The following is a 15,849-nucleotide window of genomic DNA, read 5'->3' on the forward strand; positions in this document are numbered from 1 at the left end:
CAATGTGCCGAGGATAGAAGCAGCCACCGAATCGGGCTGGCTGTCGGGATGGGTGATGGATGGGGGTCCCGGGGATCGAACCCGGCTAAGGCGAATTATGAGTTCGCTGCATTCACCAGATTGCTAGACCCCCCCATGGGCCGAAGCCCGTTCACCCAGACTTACCAGAGGCCCCGCACCGGCGCGCCGTAGCTCGCGCCCCCGTCCTGCCAGCCAGTGCCCTGGGCAGCCGCACCCCCCGAACCACCAGCGCCGGATCCGAGGCTGCCGGAATAGCCATTGGACACATCTCCCGTGCGCCAAGGCATGGGGTCGCTCTGCTGCTCCAGCAGCACCTGATAGGTGTTCTCCACGGCGGTGCCGTCCCAGATGATCGTCTGGTCGGGGAAGCCGAAGCCCATCACCTTGGTTCCATCGCCACCCCCCATGGCAATTCCGAACAAATCGGTGATCTGGTTGGTGAGGCTGACGCCGCGGGCGTAGGGCGCGGTGTAGCTGTAAAACCGCCTCTCCATCAGCTCGGGCGTGGTCTGCACCACGCCGCAGCGGGTCACCTCCACCGGCCCCGTGGCATCGCCACCCCTCGGCCGGCCACCAACCACAGGGGCCTCAAGGGTGGTGGTGCACACCACCGGCCCCGCCCAGGCTGGAGCGATCAGCACAGCAGCCACTGCCGAGCTGGCAGCCGCAGCCCGAATGATCTTGGTGAGAGAGATGTTCGCCATGGATTAAGTCATCCCAGCAGCGGTTGTCGTCATGTTGGCCGCAAACTAGACAACCAATTGCGTCTGCACCAGCTCTTGTCGACCGTTTCCCCGGCTGCAACGTTCCTGGCGGCCTCACCCGCCGAGATGCGGATCGCGCTGCTGCCTTTACTCGCCACCAAGGCCTATCGCCACGGCAACTTCACCCTGGCGTCGGGACGCACCAGTCACCACTACGTCAACTGCAAGCCCGTCAGCCTCAGCGGCACCGGGCTGGCCCTGCTGGGGGCCTTGATGCTGGAGCAGGTGGAGCCGGAAGCGCGGGCCGTGGCCGGCCTCACCCTCGGAGCCGACCCGCTGGTGAGCGCCGTGGCGATGCGGGCCGCCCTGGGGGGCCGCGGGCTCGATGCCCTGATCGTGCGCAAGGAGGCCAAGGGCCACGGCACGGGCGCCTGGCTGGAGGGGCCGCTGCCGGAGCCCGGTAGCGCCATCACCGTTCTGGAGGATGTGGTGACCACCGGCGGCTCCTCGCTCAAGGCCGTGCACCAGCTCCGGGAGGCGGGCTTTCAGGTGGAACGGGTGGTCACGATCGTGGATCGCCAGGAAGGGGGCCTGGAAGCCATGACCGCCGCCGGCCTGGAGCTGCGCAGCCTGTTTCTGCTCGAGGAGGTGGCCGCTGCCGCTTCGGCCATCGCCGCCAGTCAGGCCGCGTCATGAGCCCCGACCCCTGGAGTTGGCAACCAGCCGGGCCGCGTCGCTGGGAGCAAGCCACCAGCCTGATTCGACTCGATGGGGCTGATACACAACGCTTCCTGCATGGCCAAACCAGTGCCGCCATCGAAAGCAGCACTCCCGGCAGCTGGATCCCCACCTGCTGCATCACCGCTACCGGCCGCCTGCGGGCCCTGGCCGAGGTGCTGGTGGATGACAGCGGTGCCTGGCTGCTGCTGAGCAGCGGCGATGCCGAAGCCGTTTGGCACAGTCTCGACCGGGTGCTGTTCCCCGCCGATCAGGTGCGGCTCGGCCCCGTAACACCAGCGCGCTGGATCACGCCGCTGGGGGACGCCCTCACGGCCCTGCCCCAGGCCCCAGCTGGCCAGTGGCAGGCCCGGGAGAACGGCAACGGCTGGCTGCTGGGCCGGCAGCTGGTGCTGCTAGCGGGGGCGGAGCTGCCCCCGTGGCTGGCCGAGCGCACGCCACTCACGGCGCTGGAGCAGGAGCACTGGCGCCTCCAGCAGGGCTGGCCGGCTGCCCCAGGGGAAATCAACGACGACACCAACCCCTTTGAAGCGGGGCTGGCCGATCGGGTGAGCCTGAGCAAGGGCTGCTATGTGGGCCAGGAAACCCTGGCCAAGCTCGCCACCTACGACGGGGTCAAACAGCAGCTGCGGCGCTGGCACGGGCCCGCGCCCGAGGGGTCCGCAGCGGCGCCGGCCCAGGGCACGGCCCTGTTCCGGCTGGAGGGGGCCAACAACGGCTCTTCAGGCACTTCCGGCAGCAGCCGGGCGGGCCAGATCACCTCGGCCCTGGCCCTTGAGGATGGGATGTGGATCGGGTTGGCCCTGGTGCGTCGCCAGGCCCTGCAGGATTCCGAGCTCCGTGCCGGTGAGGGCTCCCAGGCCCCGGCGCTGCACCTATCGAAACCACCGGCCTTCGTGGATCCGCCCGTCGGGGCCGGCCGTCAGGGCTGACGCGTCAGCTCTCCAGCGTCAGTCCTGGGCCAACAACCAGCGCACCACCGCCCAGGTGGCCAGGCTGTCGTCGCGGTTGTAGAGAAAAATCCGCTGCAGCTGGAGGCGACTGGCCTGGCCCCGGCGTCCGGCGTCCCGGTGCCAGTGCCGCCACTGGCGCCACCAGAGCAGGCAGCGGGCCCCATCAACGCCCTTCTGGCTCCAGGCAAAGCCCAGCCAACCAGCCACCGCCTTGAGCCCATAGCTGCTCACCGGCAGCCGCCAGTGGCGGCGCAGTCGGGCATGCACGTCCAGCATCCGCCCGCGCAACTGCTGCACCTCGGCCTCAGTGGCCCCCTGGCGCTGGGCCAGGCGCACCAGTCCAATCACCTCGGTTTCGCCGTAGTGCAGCACCGGCCAACCGGGGTAGCGCACGAGCAACCGCTGCAGGCGCTGCCACAGCCGCTGCTCGCCGTGCTCCTGCAGGGCCAGCAGCGGCTGATACCGGGCCCCGGCCTCGTTCCAACCGCCGGCCCCATCGCGCTCCAGCACCAGGAAGCCGTGCAGGAAATCATCGCGGGCATCGGGATCGGATTCGATGTCGTAGAGCAACACCCCAGGGGCACCGGCGAGCTCAGGCAAGGCCGACCCCTCCCCCAGCGGCTCGGGGATTCCTGAGGCCTGCACCCGGGCCTGGTCCACCAGCTCAGCGGCAATCTCGCGGTGTTGCTCGCCATACACAGAGAGCGCCTCGGCCAGCTGCTCCGGGTCCCGGCCTGCCAGGGCCGCCAGGCTGGTCACCCCCTGCTCCAGCAACATCTCGCGGCGCTTGCCACCGATGCCGCTCACCTCGCTGAGGTGTCCCATCGCTGCGGCCTCCTGATCGCAGAGACCCCGCCAGCTGCACAGGGTGCACTTCTTGCGATCACTCACCAGCGGAGGGGGCGTGGCCGGGTCGAGGTCGGCGGCCAAGCGCTGCAGGCTTTCATCGAGCTGGTGCTGCAGGCCACCACCGAGGGCCAGGCGCTCCCGCTGCAGGGCCCGGCCCTCACCCGCCAGCACCAGGCCATGGGGCACCGGGGCCTGCTGGTGCTCGGCCAACAAGCGCCCCCACAGGGCCAGCACCACCCGAGCTTCGCGGGTCAGCCGCCGCCCCTGACGGGCCAGCACCGGCCGGTAGGCGAACTCGCCCCAACGGCTCTGGCCCTCAATGCGCTCCAGCAGGGCTGGATGGGATTCGACCTGCAGTCCCTGGGGGCCGCGTCCCCGCAGGCGCAAGCCCACCACCCCAGGCGCCCCGTCGGCGCAGGCCGCCTCGCCATGGCCGGGGCGCTGGGGGAGCAGGGTTTGAAAACTGCGCAGCTGGTCGCTCAGGGCCAGGGCGCGGTGGGCATTCCACTGACGCTCTCCTGGCTCGCCAAACCGATCGAGCCAGGCACGACGCCGGCAGCGCAACCAGCTGCGCAGCAGGCGATCGGTCAGGGGAGCTGGCGTCAGGGGCTGCGACGTTGGGGGCTGGGGCGTCAAGGAGAGCATCCACCAGCGCAAACGCTAGGGCTGGAGCGCCGGCGGCACAGCAGAATCGACCCAGCTCGGCGTTTCCGCCCCCATGGCCTCAGCCCCCCTGCCCCTGGCGGCCAGTCCGATCGCCTTCGGCACCGATGGCTGGCGCGGCATCCTCGGGGTCGACATCACCATGGAGCGCCTGCTGCCGGTGGCTGCGGCCTCGGCCCAGGAGCTGGCTCATTCCGCCCCGCAGGGCCTGGAGAGCCGCGAAGTGGTGATCGGCTACGACCGCCGCTTCCTGGCCCCTGAACTGGCCGAAGCGATCTGCAGCGCCGTGCGGGGCTGTGGCCTCGAACCCCTGCTCTGCGACACCCCCACCCCCACACCGGCCTCCAGTTGGGCAGTGGTGCAACGCCAGGCCCTCGGCGCCCTGGTGATCACCGCCAGCCACAACCCACCGGAATGGCTGGGTCTGAAGATCAAGGGCCCCTTCGGCGGCTCGGTGGAGGGCGACTTCACCCACCGCGTCGAAACCCGGCTGGCCGCCGGCGGCATCAGTGTGCCGATTCCGGGTGAGGTGCGGCGGCTTGCGGCCCTGAACGCTTACGTGGCAGGGCTCCAGGCCAAGGTGAACACCACCGCCCTGGCCGAAGGGCTCGAGCGCCTGGGGCTGACGGTGATCGTCGACCCGATGCACGGCTCGGCGGCCGGGGTGCTGCCGGCCCTGCTGGGCGAGCGAGCCACGGCGAGTGGCGCCATCCGCGAAATTCGGGCGCAGCGGGATCCGTTGTTTGGGGGCAACCCACCCGAACCCCTCGCCCCCTACCTAGGCGAGTTGATCGCCGCGGTGCAGGCCAGCACGGCCGCTGGCCGACCAGCGGTGGGGATCGTGTTCGACGGCGACGGCGACCGCATCGCCGCGGTGGATGAGCGCGGCCGCTTCTGCAGCACCCAGCTGCTGATGCCCCTGTTCATCGACCACCTGGCCCGGGCCCGCCAGCTGCCGGGCTCTGTGGTCAAAACCGTGAGCGGCTCCGACCTGATGCAGCTGGTGGCCGAAGGCCTGGGCCGCCGGGTGCTGGAGAAGCCCGTGGGCTTCAAATACATCGCCGCCGAAATGCTGGCGAGCGAGGTGCTGGTGGGCGGCGAGGAATCAGGCGGTGTGGGCTTCGGCATGCACCTGCCCGAGCGCGATGCACCCTTCGCGGCCCTGCTGCTGATCGAAGCGCTGGTGGAGGGTGGGGTGCCCCTGGGCGAGCGGATCGATGCCCTGCAGCAGCGCTGCGGCGGTGCCGCCGCCTACGACCGGCTCGACCTGCGCCTGCCCGATATGGAAGCCCGGCGGCGACTGGAGGCCAAGCTGGCCGCCGCACCCCCCAGCGCGGTCGCCGGCAGCCCCGTGCTGGAGGTGATCACCACCGATGGCGTGAAGCTGCGCCTGGGCCCCAGCCACTGGCTGATGCTGCGCTTCTCCGGCACCGAGCCGCTACTACGCCTCTACTGCGAAGCCCCCAGTGAGGCCCGCGTGGCTGAGGTGCTGGGCTGGGCACGGGCGCTGGCGGAGGCGGCCTGAGCCATGACCCGTTTGGTGATCGCCAGCGGCAACGCCGGCAAAGTGCGTGAATTCGGCCACTTGCTGGCTGGCCTGGGCCTGGAGATCCACCCCCAGCCCGAGGGGCTGGAGGTGGAGGAAACGGGCGCCACCTTTGCCGAGAACGCGCGCCTCAAGGCCAGTGCCGTTGCCAGAGCGAGCGGCGCGTGGGCCCTGGCCGACGACTCCGGCCTCAGCGTCGACGCCCTCGGCGGCGCCCCCGGCGTGCACTCCGCCCGCTACGCCGACAGCGACAGCGCCCGCATTACCCGGCTGCTGCGCGAACTGGAGCAGGCCGAGGCCACCAGCACCAACCACAGCCGCCAGGCCCATTTCGCCGCCGCCCTGGCCCTGGCCGACCCGAACGGCACCATCCGCCTGGAGGTGGAAGGCCGCTGCCCGGGGGTGATTCTCAAGGCGCCGCGGGGCACGGGAGGATTCGGCTACGACCCGGTGTTCCTGGTGCCGGAAGCAGGCCTCACCTTTGCGGAGATGCCGTCAAACCTCAAAGCCAAGCTGGGACATCGCGGCCGGGCCTTCGCCAAACTCGAACCGGCCCTGCGACAACTGCTCGGGCGTTGATCAGCCGCCGGGGGCCCAACTGCCGTGCAGGCCGTAGGGAATGGCCAGGGGCAACTCCAGCACCGCCTGTTCGCTCATATCGGCAGCGTTGAGGATGACCAGATCCGTGGCGCAGCGGGCGCCGTTCCACACCGGCACCAGCACCCAACCACTGTCTTCGGCAGAGTGCTCTTCGGCAGGGGCAGAGCGGGGCACCATCACCGGCTCCGTAACGAACCCGCGGGGGGCCGCACTCCAGACCAGCCGCTCGCCGGTGTGCAGATCAAGCTTCTCAATGGCCTGCAGGGGATCGTTGCCCCGCTCCCGCTCGGCCACCGCCATCCAGGCAAAACGGGCCTCCAGTCCCTGGCGTGCGGGGTTCACCATGGCGAACTCACAGCAGCGCTGCTCCAGCCACTCGCTCTGCACGGCACCGGTGCGGGGATCAATCCGGCAACGCCGCAGCTGTCCTTCTGGAATCGCACCAAAGTCGATCTCACGAAAATCCACCTCGGGGCCGATCGACGGGAAATCGTCGTAGTAGATCGAATCCACCACCACCTCGCCGGTCGCCGCATCTTCGAAAGCATTGAGGTGGTGAAACACAAACCCCTCGGGTGCTGGCACCAGAACCGGGCTGGCACCGGCATGGTGGCCGCCTTGGCGCGGCACCAGCCAGAACTGACCCGCTTCACCGGGCTTGGACGCCAGACATTGGGCCGCACCCTTCTGACCGAGCACGAACGGCAGGGGGTTGAACGCCACAGCGTTCTGCAGGAACACCGCCCAACTGGGGGTGATGGCGAAATCGTGAAGGAAGGCGAAGCCCTTGAAGCCGTGGCGGCTGTCGGCCACCAAATCACCGGCCCGCACGCCACCAGGCTGATCCTCTGTCGCAAACTCCATCAGCCGGATGGTGCTGGTGGGTCCGGCCTTGACGCCAAAGGTGACCATGCGGGGTTCGCCATGGTGCCCGGGATCAAAATGGGGATGGGCGCTGAACGCCTCACCGGGCTTGAGCACCCCGGACAGTCGCAACAGTTCCCGGGTCTCCAGGCTGCGGGGATCGAGGGCATGGGGCTCAGCCGCTTCCCAGAGCGCCAGCAGCTGATCGCCGAGCTGCACCACATGGGTGTTGGCGATGTTCTTGAGCCGCAGATCAAAAGCATTGGCCAGAGGGCCGCCGGGTTTCTGGGTGCCGAACACCCCCCGGTAGACAAACTTGCCGGCATCCTCTTCAGCCAACCAACCTTCGGTGCGAACAAAACGATTGGTCAGATAGGCCTGTCCGGCATCAAACCGAAATGCTGCAATCATCCCGTCGCCATCGAAGGGATGATGCACCCAGCGGCCACCTCGCTCCAGGCGTCCGGGCCCGTTGCGGTAGAGGGTGCCAGCCAGGTCAGCGGGAATGCTGCCCCGCGCTGCAACCAGAGGCACATCCGTGAGTTCAACTCCCACGTTGCGAAAGGCGCTGGACCAGTCGTGACGGGCGTAGGCGGCCTGATGGCCTGTCGGCTGCGGGGAGGTGGTGGTGGTCATCCAGGAGATCCCGCTTCAGCGCTAGCGAATTGAGTCAAAAATAGGTCGGCATAGCATCCACCGCGAGCCAGCAGCTCGGCGTGGCTGCCCGACTCAACAACGCGTCCGGCAGAAATGACGCAGATGCAATCGGCATTCACCACCGTGGATAGACGGTGGGCCACCACCAAAGTGGTGCGATTGGCCATCAGCCGATCCAAGGCCTGCTGCACCACCTGCTCCGAAGCCGAATCGAGCGCGGAAGTGGCTTCATCAAGGAACAGAATGGGTGCGTTTTTGATCAGGGCGCGGGCAATCGCAATCCGCTGGCGCTGACCACCCGACAGCATGGTGCCGTTTTCACCGATCACCGTGGCATAACCATCCGGTAGCTGGGAAATAAAATCGTGGGCATTGGCCGCCCGAGCAGCCTGCTCAATCTGGCCCGCAGAAGCAGTCGCCAACCCATAGGCAATATTGCTGGCAACCGTATCGTTAAACAGAAACGTGTTCTGGTCCACCACCGAAATCAAGCGGCGCAACGACTGAAGCGATAGATCCCGAAGGTCAACTCCATCAATGCTGATCACCCCCGAACAGGGATCATAAAATCGGCAGAACAGATCGATGATTGTACTTTTACCGCCGCCACTCGAGCCCACCAGTGCCACCGTGCGCCCGCAGGGAACCTCCAAATTGAGATCGTCAATCACCTGCTCATCGTCATAACCAAAGCACACATGGGCAGCCTTGAGACCTTTCGAGACACCACCCAGCTCCCAGGGCTGCGCAGCTTCCTGGGGATCAGGCTGGGTATCCAAAATGCCAAACAGATCCTTAGCCGCCGAGACACCCTGCTGCAGGGTGGAATTGGAACGGGCAATCCCCTTAAAGGGGGCATAGCACAAGTAGAGAGAAGTGAGGAAGGCGAAGAAGTTACCCGTCGTTCGGGTGCCTGCGATCACATTTTCACCGCCGTATACCAGCACCGCGCTGAACCCCATCGCGCCCAGGATTTCCATCAAGGGCTGATTGGCCAGCTTGGCACGCGTGGTCTTGAGAGCAGCCCGCAACACTGATTGATTTTCCTCATCAAAGCGCTCCAGCTCGTAGGCCTGCATGCCAAAGATTTTGACAACGCGCAACCCAACCACCGACTCCTGCAAAAAGGAGGCCAAACGCGCCAAACTGAGCTGCCCTTGACTGGAGTGGCGCCTTACTTTTTTAGACGAATTGAGAATCGGAGCAATCGCAACAGGAAACAAAATGAATGCAATCAACGACAAGAACCAGTCCTGATAAAAGGCAACGGAAACCAACACGGTCAGGGTTAGACCGTCCTTGAACATCGATGAAAAGCCATCCACAATTCCGGTTTTGACGAGCGTCACATCGGTGAGAACCCGCGACACCAAAACCGTTGAAGGATTGCGATCCACGTAAGACTGGGGCAGATCGAGAACGCGCTCAGCAAGATCGTGACGCAGATCGGCCGTAATCGACTGACCAACGCATTCGGTGAGATAGGAGCCCAAATACTGGGAAACCGCTCTGAGCAGAATCACCACCACAATCACAACCGGCGCCATATACAGACGGTCGCGATCACTTGACGGCAAAATATCATCAAACAGATAGCGAATCACCAGGGGCACAAAGCCCGTGGAGGCACCATAGAGAAAATTAAAGAACAGGGCCAAAGAAAAGGCTGGCCACAGATGGCGGCGCCCATAGGCCGCCAAACGCGCATAGATTCCCGTCTTCATCGCATCAAATCCACCAACTCCGCAGCCGCTCTACGAGATGCCCCGGGAGACCCCATCGCAGCCTGCAGCTCCTTCACAGCCTGATCAAACAACACCCGGTCATCCCGAATGCGCTGCACCGACCGGACAATGTTGGCTGCCGTGACATCGCGTTGAATCAGCTCCGGGAAGAGCTGGCGGCCGAGGATCACATTAGGCAAACCAAGAATGCGCCGGCCAATGACAAGTTTGGCGATCAGATAGGTGAGCAGCGAGAAGCGATAGAGGATCACGTGGGGGCAGCCCAGCAAAGCCGCCTCCAGCGTCGCGGTGCCAGAAGCGATCACGCCAGCATCGGCGGCATGCAGGAGGTTGTAGGCATCTGCCTCGATCAAGGGAACGGGCAGTGCCCGGTTGCCACTGACCTGCTCCAGATAGGAGCGATCGATCGTGGAAGCCTTGAGCAGCACCACCTGCCAACCGTCGCGTTTGAGCTGCTGGGCGGCCTGCAGCATCGCAGGCAGCAGCAGCCGCACCTCGGCCCGCCGGCTGCCAGGCATCAACACCAGCAGGGACTGATCGGGCGCGAGGCCATGGCGATGGCGAATCTGCTCGCGGGTACCGCTGACATGCAGCTCATCCACCAGCGGATGGCCGACATAGCGGGCGAAATCCCGGCCATGGGCATTGAAGATCGCCTCTTCAAACGGGAAGATCACGGCCAGGCGCTCGATCAACCGCTCCATCTTTTTGGCGCGGCCTTTGCCCCACGCCCACACCTGGGGCGCGATGTAGAAAAACACTGGGATGCCGCGCTTCTTGGCTTCCTTGGCCACAAACAGATTGAAGCCCGGGTAATCGATCAACACCACCACATCCGGGCGCTGATGGTCCATCTGGTGCTTGAGCAGCTCCATCACCCGGTGGTGACGGCGCAGGCTGCTGATGATCTCCACCAATCCTGCTGCCGAGAGCAGGCGCACATCCGCCAGGATGTCGATGCCACGGGCGCGCAGGTGATCGCCGCCGACACCGGCAATCTCCACACCAGGCAACTGGCGCTGCAACTCCTGAACCAGAAAACCTCCGTGGAGGTCGCCGGAGGCCTCTCCAGCCACAAGCAAGACCCGCTTCGGGACCACCTCAACCATGGTGCAACCGCCCGGCGAGGGGTGCTAGGCGTCGATCGAGCCAAAGCAGCAACGGCTCGAGGCTGGCCGGCTCAACCCTCAAAGGCACAAGGCTCACGCCATCGCGGAAACGGGGCGGCAATCGTTGCCCATCCTTGACGGTGGTGACCAAGCGGGCGCCATTGGCGTGGGCCAAATCCAACAGGCGCTGCAGATCTGATTCAGCATAGACGTGGTGATCTGGGAAGGATTCCGTGGCCACCACCTGCAGGCCGCAGGCCCGCAGGGCCGCAAAGAATTTCTCCGGCAACCCGATGCCGCAGAAGGCCAGCAGACGGGAGTCCAACAGATGGGCCGGCGGCTCCAGGCAGAAGCGCACCGCAAACCAGGGTTTACCCGCAGGCCAACCTGGTGGGGCAAGCTGCGACGCAGCCGGCGAGGCCAGCGGGCCAGCAGATCCGGTCAGCACCAACACATCGGCCCGGGCCAACTGGCGGAGCGGCTCGCGCAGGGGACCCGCCGGAAACACCCAACGGTTGCCAAGGCCGTGGCGGGCATCCAACACCGAGACATCAAGATCCCGGGCCAGAGGCCAATGCTGCAGGCCATCGTCGAGCAGGATCAAATCGGCGCCGGCGGCCACGGCCAGCTTGGCGCTCTGACGGCGGTTGGAACCCACCCACACCACGTCTTCGCCCAGGCTCTGGCCGTATTCGAGGGCCTCATCGCCCACCTCTTCGAAGCGACTGGCGGCGGTGACCAAACACGCCTGGCGGCGCCGGGCTCCGTACCCCCGCAGCAACACCGCCACCCGCCAGCCACGCGCGGCCAGTCCCTGGGCCAGGGCGATCCCGAGCGGCGTCTTGCCCGTTCCCCCCAGGGTGAGATTGCCAATCGACAGCACCGGCACACCGCACCGCCAGGAGCGGGTGCTGCGGCGGTGCAGCCCGACGGCGGCGCCGTAGAGCCAACCCAGCGGCAACAGCAACCAGGCCTGCCAACCGCGGCGGCTTTGATACCAGAAACGGGGAGTGGTCAGCGGCATCGATCCCGTACCAACGACGCCACCAGCTGGGACGGCCCCCGCAGCTGGGGGCGAACAGGCCGCGGCGCCGACGCAAGCAGTGCCAAGGCCGCCGCCAAGGTCGTTGCCATGTCGGGGTGCTGCTGCAAGCAACCGGCCTCGATCAACGGCTCGATCAGATCGGAAAAATTGGCCATATCAGGGCCACACAACACCGGGCGCCCCAGGGCAACGGGTTCGAGGGGATTCTGGCCGCCGTGGGGCCTGCCCATCGGATGGAAACTGCCGCCCATCACCACCACAGTCGCCGCACGAATCCAGACGCCCATCTCCCCGATCACATCCGCCACCACCACATCCGGGTGGAGCGGGGTCGCTCCTGCCAACAGCTCACTCCACAGGGCCACCGTGAACCCCAAGGCGGCAGCCTGCTCTCGCACCCCGAGGGCCCGCTGGGGATGGCGTGGTGCCAGCAGCAGCGCCACGGGCCGGGCCGCAGCGTCGCAGCCAGCCCACGCCTCCAACCACTGCTGCTCTTCGCCGGGGTGACTGCTGGCCAGCAGCAACACCAGGCGGCCGGCAAAAGCCTGGCGCAATCGGCTCAGATGGACCGCATTAACCGGCAGCGGTTCGGCATCGAGCTTGGTGGATCCCAGGGCACGGGCATCGCAAACACCCAGGCGCCTAAACCGCTCCGCATCAGCCTGCGATTGGGCCAGGCACATCTCCACAGCAGCCAGCAACCACGCGGCATACCAGGGATGGCGGCGGTGGCGCTGATAGGAGCGCTCGCTCATGCGGGCGTTGATCAACAGGAGATGGGGCATCGCCAGCATGAGCTCAGGCCAGAGCTCCGCCTCCGCCAGCACGCCAAGCCGGGGGCGCCAATAGCTGCGAAACAGCAGCATCGCCAGCCAGTGGTCGATGGGCACGTATTGGTGGATCACCCCGGCGGGCAACACCCGGGCCGCGAGGGCCGCCGAGGTGCGCGTCACCGTGGTGACCAACACAACCGGCAGGGGGCCCAGCTGCCGCAAGACCGGCAGCAGGCTGTTGAGCTCGCCGACGCTGGCGCAGTGAAACCACACCAAGGGCCCCGGAGGCCGCCGCCGCGTCGGCCAGCCCAGGCGCTCGACCAGCCGCCGTGGATCCTCCTTGCCCTGCACCAGCCGCATCAGCAACAGGGCCAGCCAGACGGGGGTGAGCGCCAGGGCCAGCAGCCGATAACCGCCAAGCAGCAACCAGCCGCGACCAGTCATGGCGATCCCTCACCGACCAGCGCAGCGGTCGCGTGCAACCGCCCCGCCAACAGGGCCTGCCCCTCCGCCAAGCCCGATGGCGGAAATAGAGGCTCGCCCAACTGCAGCACCACCCGCGCGAAGGGCAGGGGCAACACCGAGCGATCCCAGGAGCGCAGCCGATGGGCGCGGGAACAGAACACCGACACCGGCACGATCGCGCAGCCCGATTGCTGGGCCAAGTGGATCACCCCGCTCTTCACCGACTCCGGCGGCCCCTTGGGCCCGTCCGGTGTGATGCAGACCGACTGGCGCTGCTCCAGCAAGCGCCGCAGCAGGCGGTAGGCCTTGAGGCCGCCGCGGGTCGATGAGCCGGACACCACCGCGAGGCCCCGCAGCCGCACCGCCACCGCAACGATCTGGGCATCCCGATGGGTGCTCAGCAGCACCGCCATAGACCTGCCGCCATAGCTGCGCAACAGCGGCACAAAAAAGGCATGGCGATGCCAGAGGGCGTAAATCACGGCGATGCCCTGCTCCTTGACCAGCCGATCCACCTCGGGATGGGCCTGGATCTGGATCCGTGAGCTGAGGCGAAACACCTCCCCATAGGCATTGAGAAGGAACCCCGCGACCGTGGCCAGGAGCCGATTGTTGAGCAGGGTTCGCTTCTTCGCCAAACCGGTGACCCCAGCGTCTTCGCAGTACCACGCTCCGCAGAGCCGTTCCATCAAAAACCCCCGAAGGCCGCCACAAGACGAGCCAACGGGGGCACCCCTAAACAAACCTGCCCGGACTCAGGCGGAACCGACACCCACGTAGGAGCCGTAGAAGAACAGACCCACCACAAAGATCACAGCCATGCCGCCGGCGGTGGCCACGAGCCACAGGGGCAACACCCCTTCGGTCCAGCGGGAGCGCCAGGCCACAGCCGGGCGACCGTCGGGGAGGCGATCCGGAATCCGGCCGTCAGGCAGGTTGGATTTCTTGCCGCTCATCGGGGGCTCTCCTGGTGACGTGAAGAGGACTTAGTTGAAGAAGTAGCTCGAGAACAGAATGCCGATCGTGAACACGAACAGCAGCCCGAGAAACAAACTGGTGCGGTTGAGTTCAACCGGCAGGTTGTTGGGATTGGGGGAGCGTTGCATGGCTGATAGGGAGTGACCGGCTCAGCGGCGAACGAATTGCATGGCCGCCAGGGCGCCCAGGAAGAAGACCGTGGGGATGCCGAGAGCATGAACCGACAACCACCGGACCGTGAAGATCGGGTAGTTGCGCGGCGTGGTGGAAATGGGTGTCTGGGTCATGGCTTATTGCAGGCGCAGATCAAGCTGGCTCTTGCCCTCATAACGCTGGCTCACGACTGGAGCCTTGCTTTCTTGGGCCTGGAAGTAGGCATCGGGGCGGGGCGTGCCAAAGGCGTCATAAGCCAGGCCCGTGGACACGAACAGAAAGCCGGCCAAGAAAATGGAGGGCAGGGTGACCGCATGGATCACCCAGTAACGAATGCTCGTGATGATTTCGAAGAACGGGCGTTCTCCTGTTGAGCCGGCAGCCATAGCGACAAGCGTTCAGCCCAGAGATCCTAGGGGTCGGGCTTGGGTGGATGGGAGGCGGAAGCGCGCTTGGTTACAGAAGTTGGCGACCGAGCAGGCGGCAGGCCATCGGCCTCAGCCCACCCAGCGCAGCAGGGAGCCCCGCTCGCCCAGCACGAAGCCCTTGCCATCGGGACTGAAGCTGATGCGAGTGAAGTTGGAGGGCTGCTGGGCGCCCACTGGGTCCTTCTGCCAGCTCTTGCCACCGTCGCCGGACACCAGCAGGGTGCCGCTGCCGCCACCGGTCCAGATCGAGCCATCAGGCGCCCAGGCCATGTCGAGGTAGCCGTAGCCGTTGGTGATGGGGATCACGGCCTTGCCCCAGTCCTCCACATTGCTGGCGTCGGGATTGAAACGGATCTGGGCGCCGCGGGCCAGCATCCACAGCGAGCCATCGGGCTGGAAGCCCATCGACTGCAGCCGCTGGCTGCTCATGCGCTGGTGGGGTTGCCAGGTGCCCTGGCCGGGATCCCAGGTGGAAAAGAAATTGCCCAGGCTGCTGACGCTCACGTAGCGGCCATCGTTGAAGCGGCGCAGCTCCCGCACGGCACCGGCGGCATCCTCCACCTCGGACTGCCAGTTGATGCCGCCATCACGGGTTTCATAAACGGCACCAACATTGGTGGCCAGCTCTGCCTGGTTGGTGCCCAGACCCGTGATCAGGTAAGGCTCACCGGGCAGCTTGGTGTCGAGAAACAGGCGGCTCCAGTTCTGACCACCGTCGGTGGTGTGGAGCAGCAGCCCGGGCTGACCGGCGATCCAACCCTCGTCGCCGCGGAAGTCGATGCTGATCAGACGGAAGTTTTCCTCCTCCGGCAGATCCAGGGCCCGCTCCTCCCAACTGGCACCACCGTCGTTGGTTTCCAGAATCAGACGGTTGCTGCCCACCAGGAAGCCATGGCGGTCGTCGGTGAAGGCCACATCGAGAGGGTTGGCCTTGGTGGCCAAGGGCACCGGCTGCCAAGGGCTGGACGCGGCCACGGGCAATCCCGTGGTGACACAACCGGAGAGACCGAAGCCAAGGCCCACCACCAGCACCAGGCTGAGCAGGGGCCGCAGCACGGCCTGGAGCAGACGGGGCAAGGGTGAGCCAGTCATCAGCGCAGGGAGTAGAGGGAGAGGAAGAAGGCGAAAGCCAAAGCAAAGCCCCCGAAGATCAACACATTCTTCTGGCCGGGGGTGAGCCGGTTGACGCCCAGGCCGAAATTGAGGTTCTCCTCGAAGCCACTGGGCTTGTTGCGCGGGCCAATGTCCTTGAAGGCCCCGACCCGACTGCGGCACACCGGGCAGCGGAACGCGATCGGATCCAGCTCCACAAAGGGCGTGCCGGGCTCAATCGCGAGCTTGCGCACCCCTTCAGCCGGGTCATAAACGAAACCGCAGCTGCGGCACTCGAAACGGTGGGTGGCTGGATCAACGTCCAGCTCGGTGGCCGAATCAACTTTGGCCACCGGATCTGGCTCCGGTGCGCCACCGGTTTCGCTCTGGGCCTCGGGTGTGGGCTCGGTTGCGGGCTCGGGTGGGGGCTCAGGCGTGAGCTCAGGTGTGGACGTGGAGCTCATCC

General features: G+C 66.3%; 18 protein-coding genes and 1 tRNA gene. 4 read left to right on the forward strand and 15 right to left on the reverse strand.

Going from position 1 to position 15,849, the window contains the following annotated elements; all coding sequences use genetic code 11:
* Positions 1 to 60 precede the first annotated feature (60 nt).
* Together KBY70_RS07700 and KBY70_RS07705 are read right to left on the reverse strand one after the other, a co-directional pair.
* Positions 61 to 133, reverse strand: a tRNA-Ile gene (locus tag KBY70_RS07700).
* Positions 134 to 161: 28 nt separating this feature from the next.
* Positions 162 to 725, reverse strand: a complete 564-nt coding sequence (locus KBY70_RS07705) for an Occludin/ELL family protein (RefSeq protein ID WP_233128397.1) — start codon at positions 723 to 725, stop codon at positions 162 to 164.
* Between the two features lie 126 nt (positions 726 to 851).
* On the opposite strand from KBY70_RS07705, the gene pyrE reads away from it, so the two are divergent.
* Positions 852 to 1,421: an orotate phosphoribosyltransferase gene (gene pyrE / locus KBY70_RS07710; RefSeq protein ID WP_254988051.1), complete on the forward strand. Its 570-nt coding sequence runs from the start codon at positions 852 to 854 to the stop codon at positions 1,419 to 1,421.
* On the forward strand, positions 1,418 to 2,395 hold the full coding sequence (locus tag KBY70_RS07715) for a YgfZ/GcvT domain-containing protein (protein ID WP_254988010.1): 978 nt from the start codon (positions 1,418 to 1,420) through the stop codon (positions 2,393 to 2,395). The genes pyrE and KBY70_RS07715 overlap by 4 nt, the downstream gene beginning before the upstream one ends.
* 18 nt (positions 2,396 to 2,413) lie before the next feature.
* Here the strand turns inward: KBY70_RS07715 and KBY70_RS07720 are convergent, their stop codons facing one another.
* A complete protein-coding gene (locus KBY70_RS07720) occupies positions 2,414 to 3,901 on the reverse strand; it encodes a TM0106 family RecB-like putative nuclease (protein ID WP_254988011.1) in 1,488 nt (495 codons plus the stop codon).
* 82 nt (positions 3,902 to 3,983) lie between these two features.
* Here KBY70_RS07720 and KBY70_RS07725 point away from each other — a divergent pair, with 82 nt between their 5' ends.
* Together KBY70_RS07725 and rdgB are read left to right on the forward strand one after the other, a co-directional pair.
* On the forward strand, positions 3,984 to 5,453 hold the full coding sequence (locus KBY70_RS07725; protein ID WP_254988012.1) for a phosphoglucomutase/phosphomannomutase family protein: 1,470 nt from the start codon (positions 3,984 to 3,986) through the stop codon (positions 5,451 to 5,453).
* 3 nt (positions 5,454 to 5,456) lie between these two features.
* Complete coding sequence (gene rdgB / locus KBY70_RS07730; RefSeq protein WP_254988013.1) at positions 5,457 to 6,053, forward strand: RdgB/HAM1 family non-canonical purine NTP pyrophosphatase; 597 nt, start codon at positions 5,457 to 5,459, stop codon at positions 6,051 to 6,053.
* Here the strand turns inward: rdgB and KBY70_RS07735 are convergent, their stop codons facing one another.
* The 12 genes from KBY70_RS07735 to KBY70_RS07790 form a co-directional block, all read right to left on the reverse strand.
* Positions 6,054 to 7,574: a carotenoid oxygenase family protein gene (locus KBY70_RS07735; protein WP_254988014.1), complete on the reverse strand. Its 1,521-nt coding sequence runs from the start codon at positions 7,572 to 7,574 to the stop codon at positions 6,054 to 6,056.
* Positions 7,571 to 9,319, reverse strand: a complete 1,749-nt coding sequence (locus KBY70_RS07740; protein ID WP_254988015.1) for an ABC transporter ATP-binding protein — start codon at positions 9,317 to 9,319, stop codon at positions 7,571 to 7,573. Before KBY70_RS07740 ends, KBY70_RS07735 begins: the two co-directional genes overlap by 4 nt.
* Positions 9,316 to 10,449 (reverse strand): lipid-A-disaccharide synthase, encoded by a 1,134-nt coding sequence (lpxB, locus tag KBY70_RS07745; RefSeq protein ID WP_254988016.1) that lies wholly within the window; start codon positions 10,447 to 10,449, stop codon positions 9,316 to 9,318. Before lpxB ends, KBY70_RS07740 begins: the two co-directional genes overlap by 4 nt.
* On the reverse strand, positions 10,442 to 11,473 hold the full coding sequence (lpxK, locus tag KBY70_RS07750) for a tetraacyldisaccharide 4'-kinase (protein WP_254988017.1): 1,032 nt from the start codon (positions 11,471 to 11,473) through the stop codon (positions 10,442 to 10,444). Before lpxK ends, lpxB begins: the two co-directional genes overlap by 8 nt.
* Positions 11,464 to 12,711: a 3-deoxy-D-manno-octulosonic acid transferase gene (locus KBY70_RS07755; RefSeq protein ID WP_254988018.1), complete on the reverse strand. Its 1,248-nt coding sequence runs from the start codon at positions 12,709 to 12,711 to the stop codon at positions 11,464 to 11,466. Before KBY70_RS07755 ends, lpxK begins: the two co-directional genes overlap by 10 nt.
* A complete protein-coding gene (locus KBY70_RS07760) occupies positions 12,708 to 13,370 on the reverse strand; it encodes a lysophospholipid acyltransferase family protein (RefSeq protein ID WP_158217014.1) in 663 nt (220 codons plus the stop codon). Before KBY70_RS07760 ends, KBY70_RS07755 begins: the two co-directional genes overlap by 4 nt.
* Positions 13,371 to 13,487: 117 nt before the next feature.
* On the reverse strand, positions 13,488 to 13,688 hold the full coding sequence (locus KBY70_RS07765; RefSeq protein ID WP_094559112.1) for a photosystem II reaction center protein J: 201 nt from the start codon (positions 13,686 to 13,688) through the stop codon (positions 13,488 to 13,490).
* Positions 13,689 to 13,718: 30 nt separating this feature from the next.
* Complete coding sequence (locus tag KBY70_RS07770; protein ID WP_094559111.1) at positions 13,719 to 13,838, reverse strand: photosystem II reaction center protein L; 120 nt, start codon at positions 13,836 to 13,838, stop codon at positions 13,719 to 13,721.
* 21 nt (positions 13,839 to 13,859) lie between these two features.
* On the reverse strand, positions 13,860 to 13,997 hold the full coding sequence (gene psbF, locus KBY70_RS07775) for a cytochrome b559 subunit beta (protein WP_094559110.1): 138 nt from the start codon (positions 13,995 to 13,997) through the stop codon (positions 13,860 to 13,862).
* 3 nt (positions 13,998 to 14,000) lie between these two features.
* The gene (psbE, locus tag KBY70_RS07780; protein ID WP_094559109.1) at positions 14,001 to 14,249 is read right to left on the reverse strand and encodes a cytochrome b559 subunit alpha; all 249 of its coding nucleotides are present in this window, start codon (positions 14,247 to 14,249) and stop codon (positions 14,001 to 14,003) included.
* A gap of 111 nt (positions 14,250 to 14,360) precedes the next feature.
* The gene (locus KBY70_RS07785; protein ID WP_254988019.1) at positions 14,361 to 15,383 is read right to left on the reverse strand and encodes a photosynthesis system II assembly factor Ycf48; all 1,023 of its coding nucleotides are present in this window, start codon (positions 15,381 to 15,383) and stop codon (positions 14,361 to 14,363) included.
* The gene (locus KBY70_RS07790; protein WP_254988020.1) at positions 15,383 to 15,847 is read right to left on the reverse strand and encodes a rubredoxin; all 465 of its coding nucleotides are present in this window, start codon (positions 15,845 to 15,847) and stop codon (positions 15,383 to 15,385) included. Before KBY70_RS07790 ends, KBY70_RS07785 begins: the two co-directional genes overlap by 1 nt.
* Positions 15,848 to 15,849: the final 2 nt, after the last annotated feature.

It is taken from the genome of Cyanobium sp. ATX 6E8, assembly GCF_024346335.1.
Classification (GTDB): domain Bacteria; phylum Cyanobacteriota; class Cyanobacteriia; order PCC-6307; family Cyanobiaceae; genus Cyanobium_A.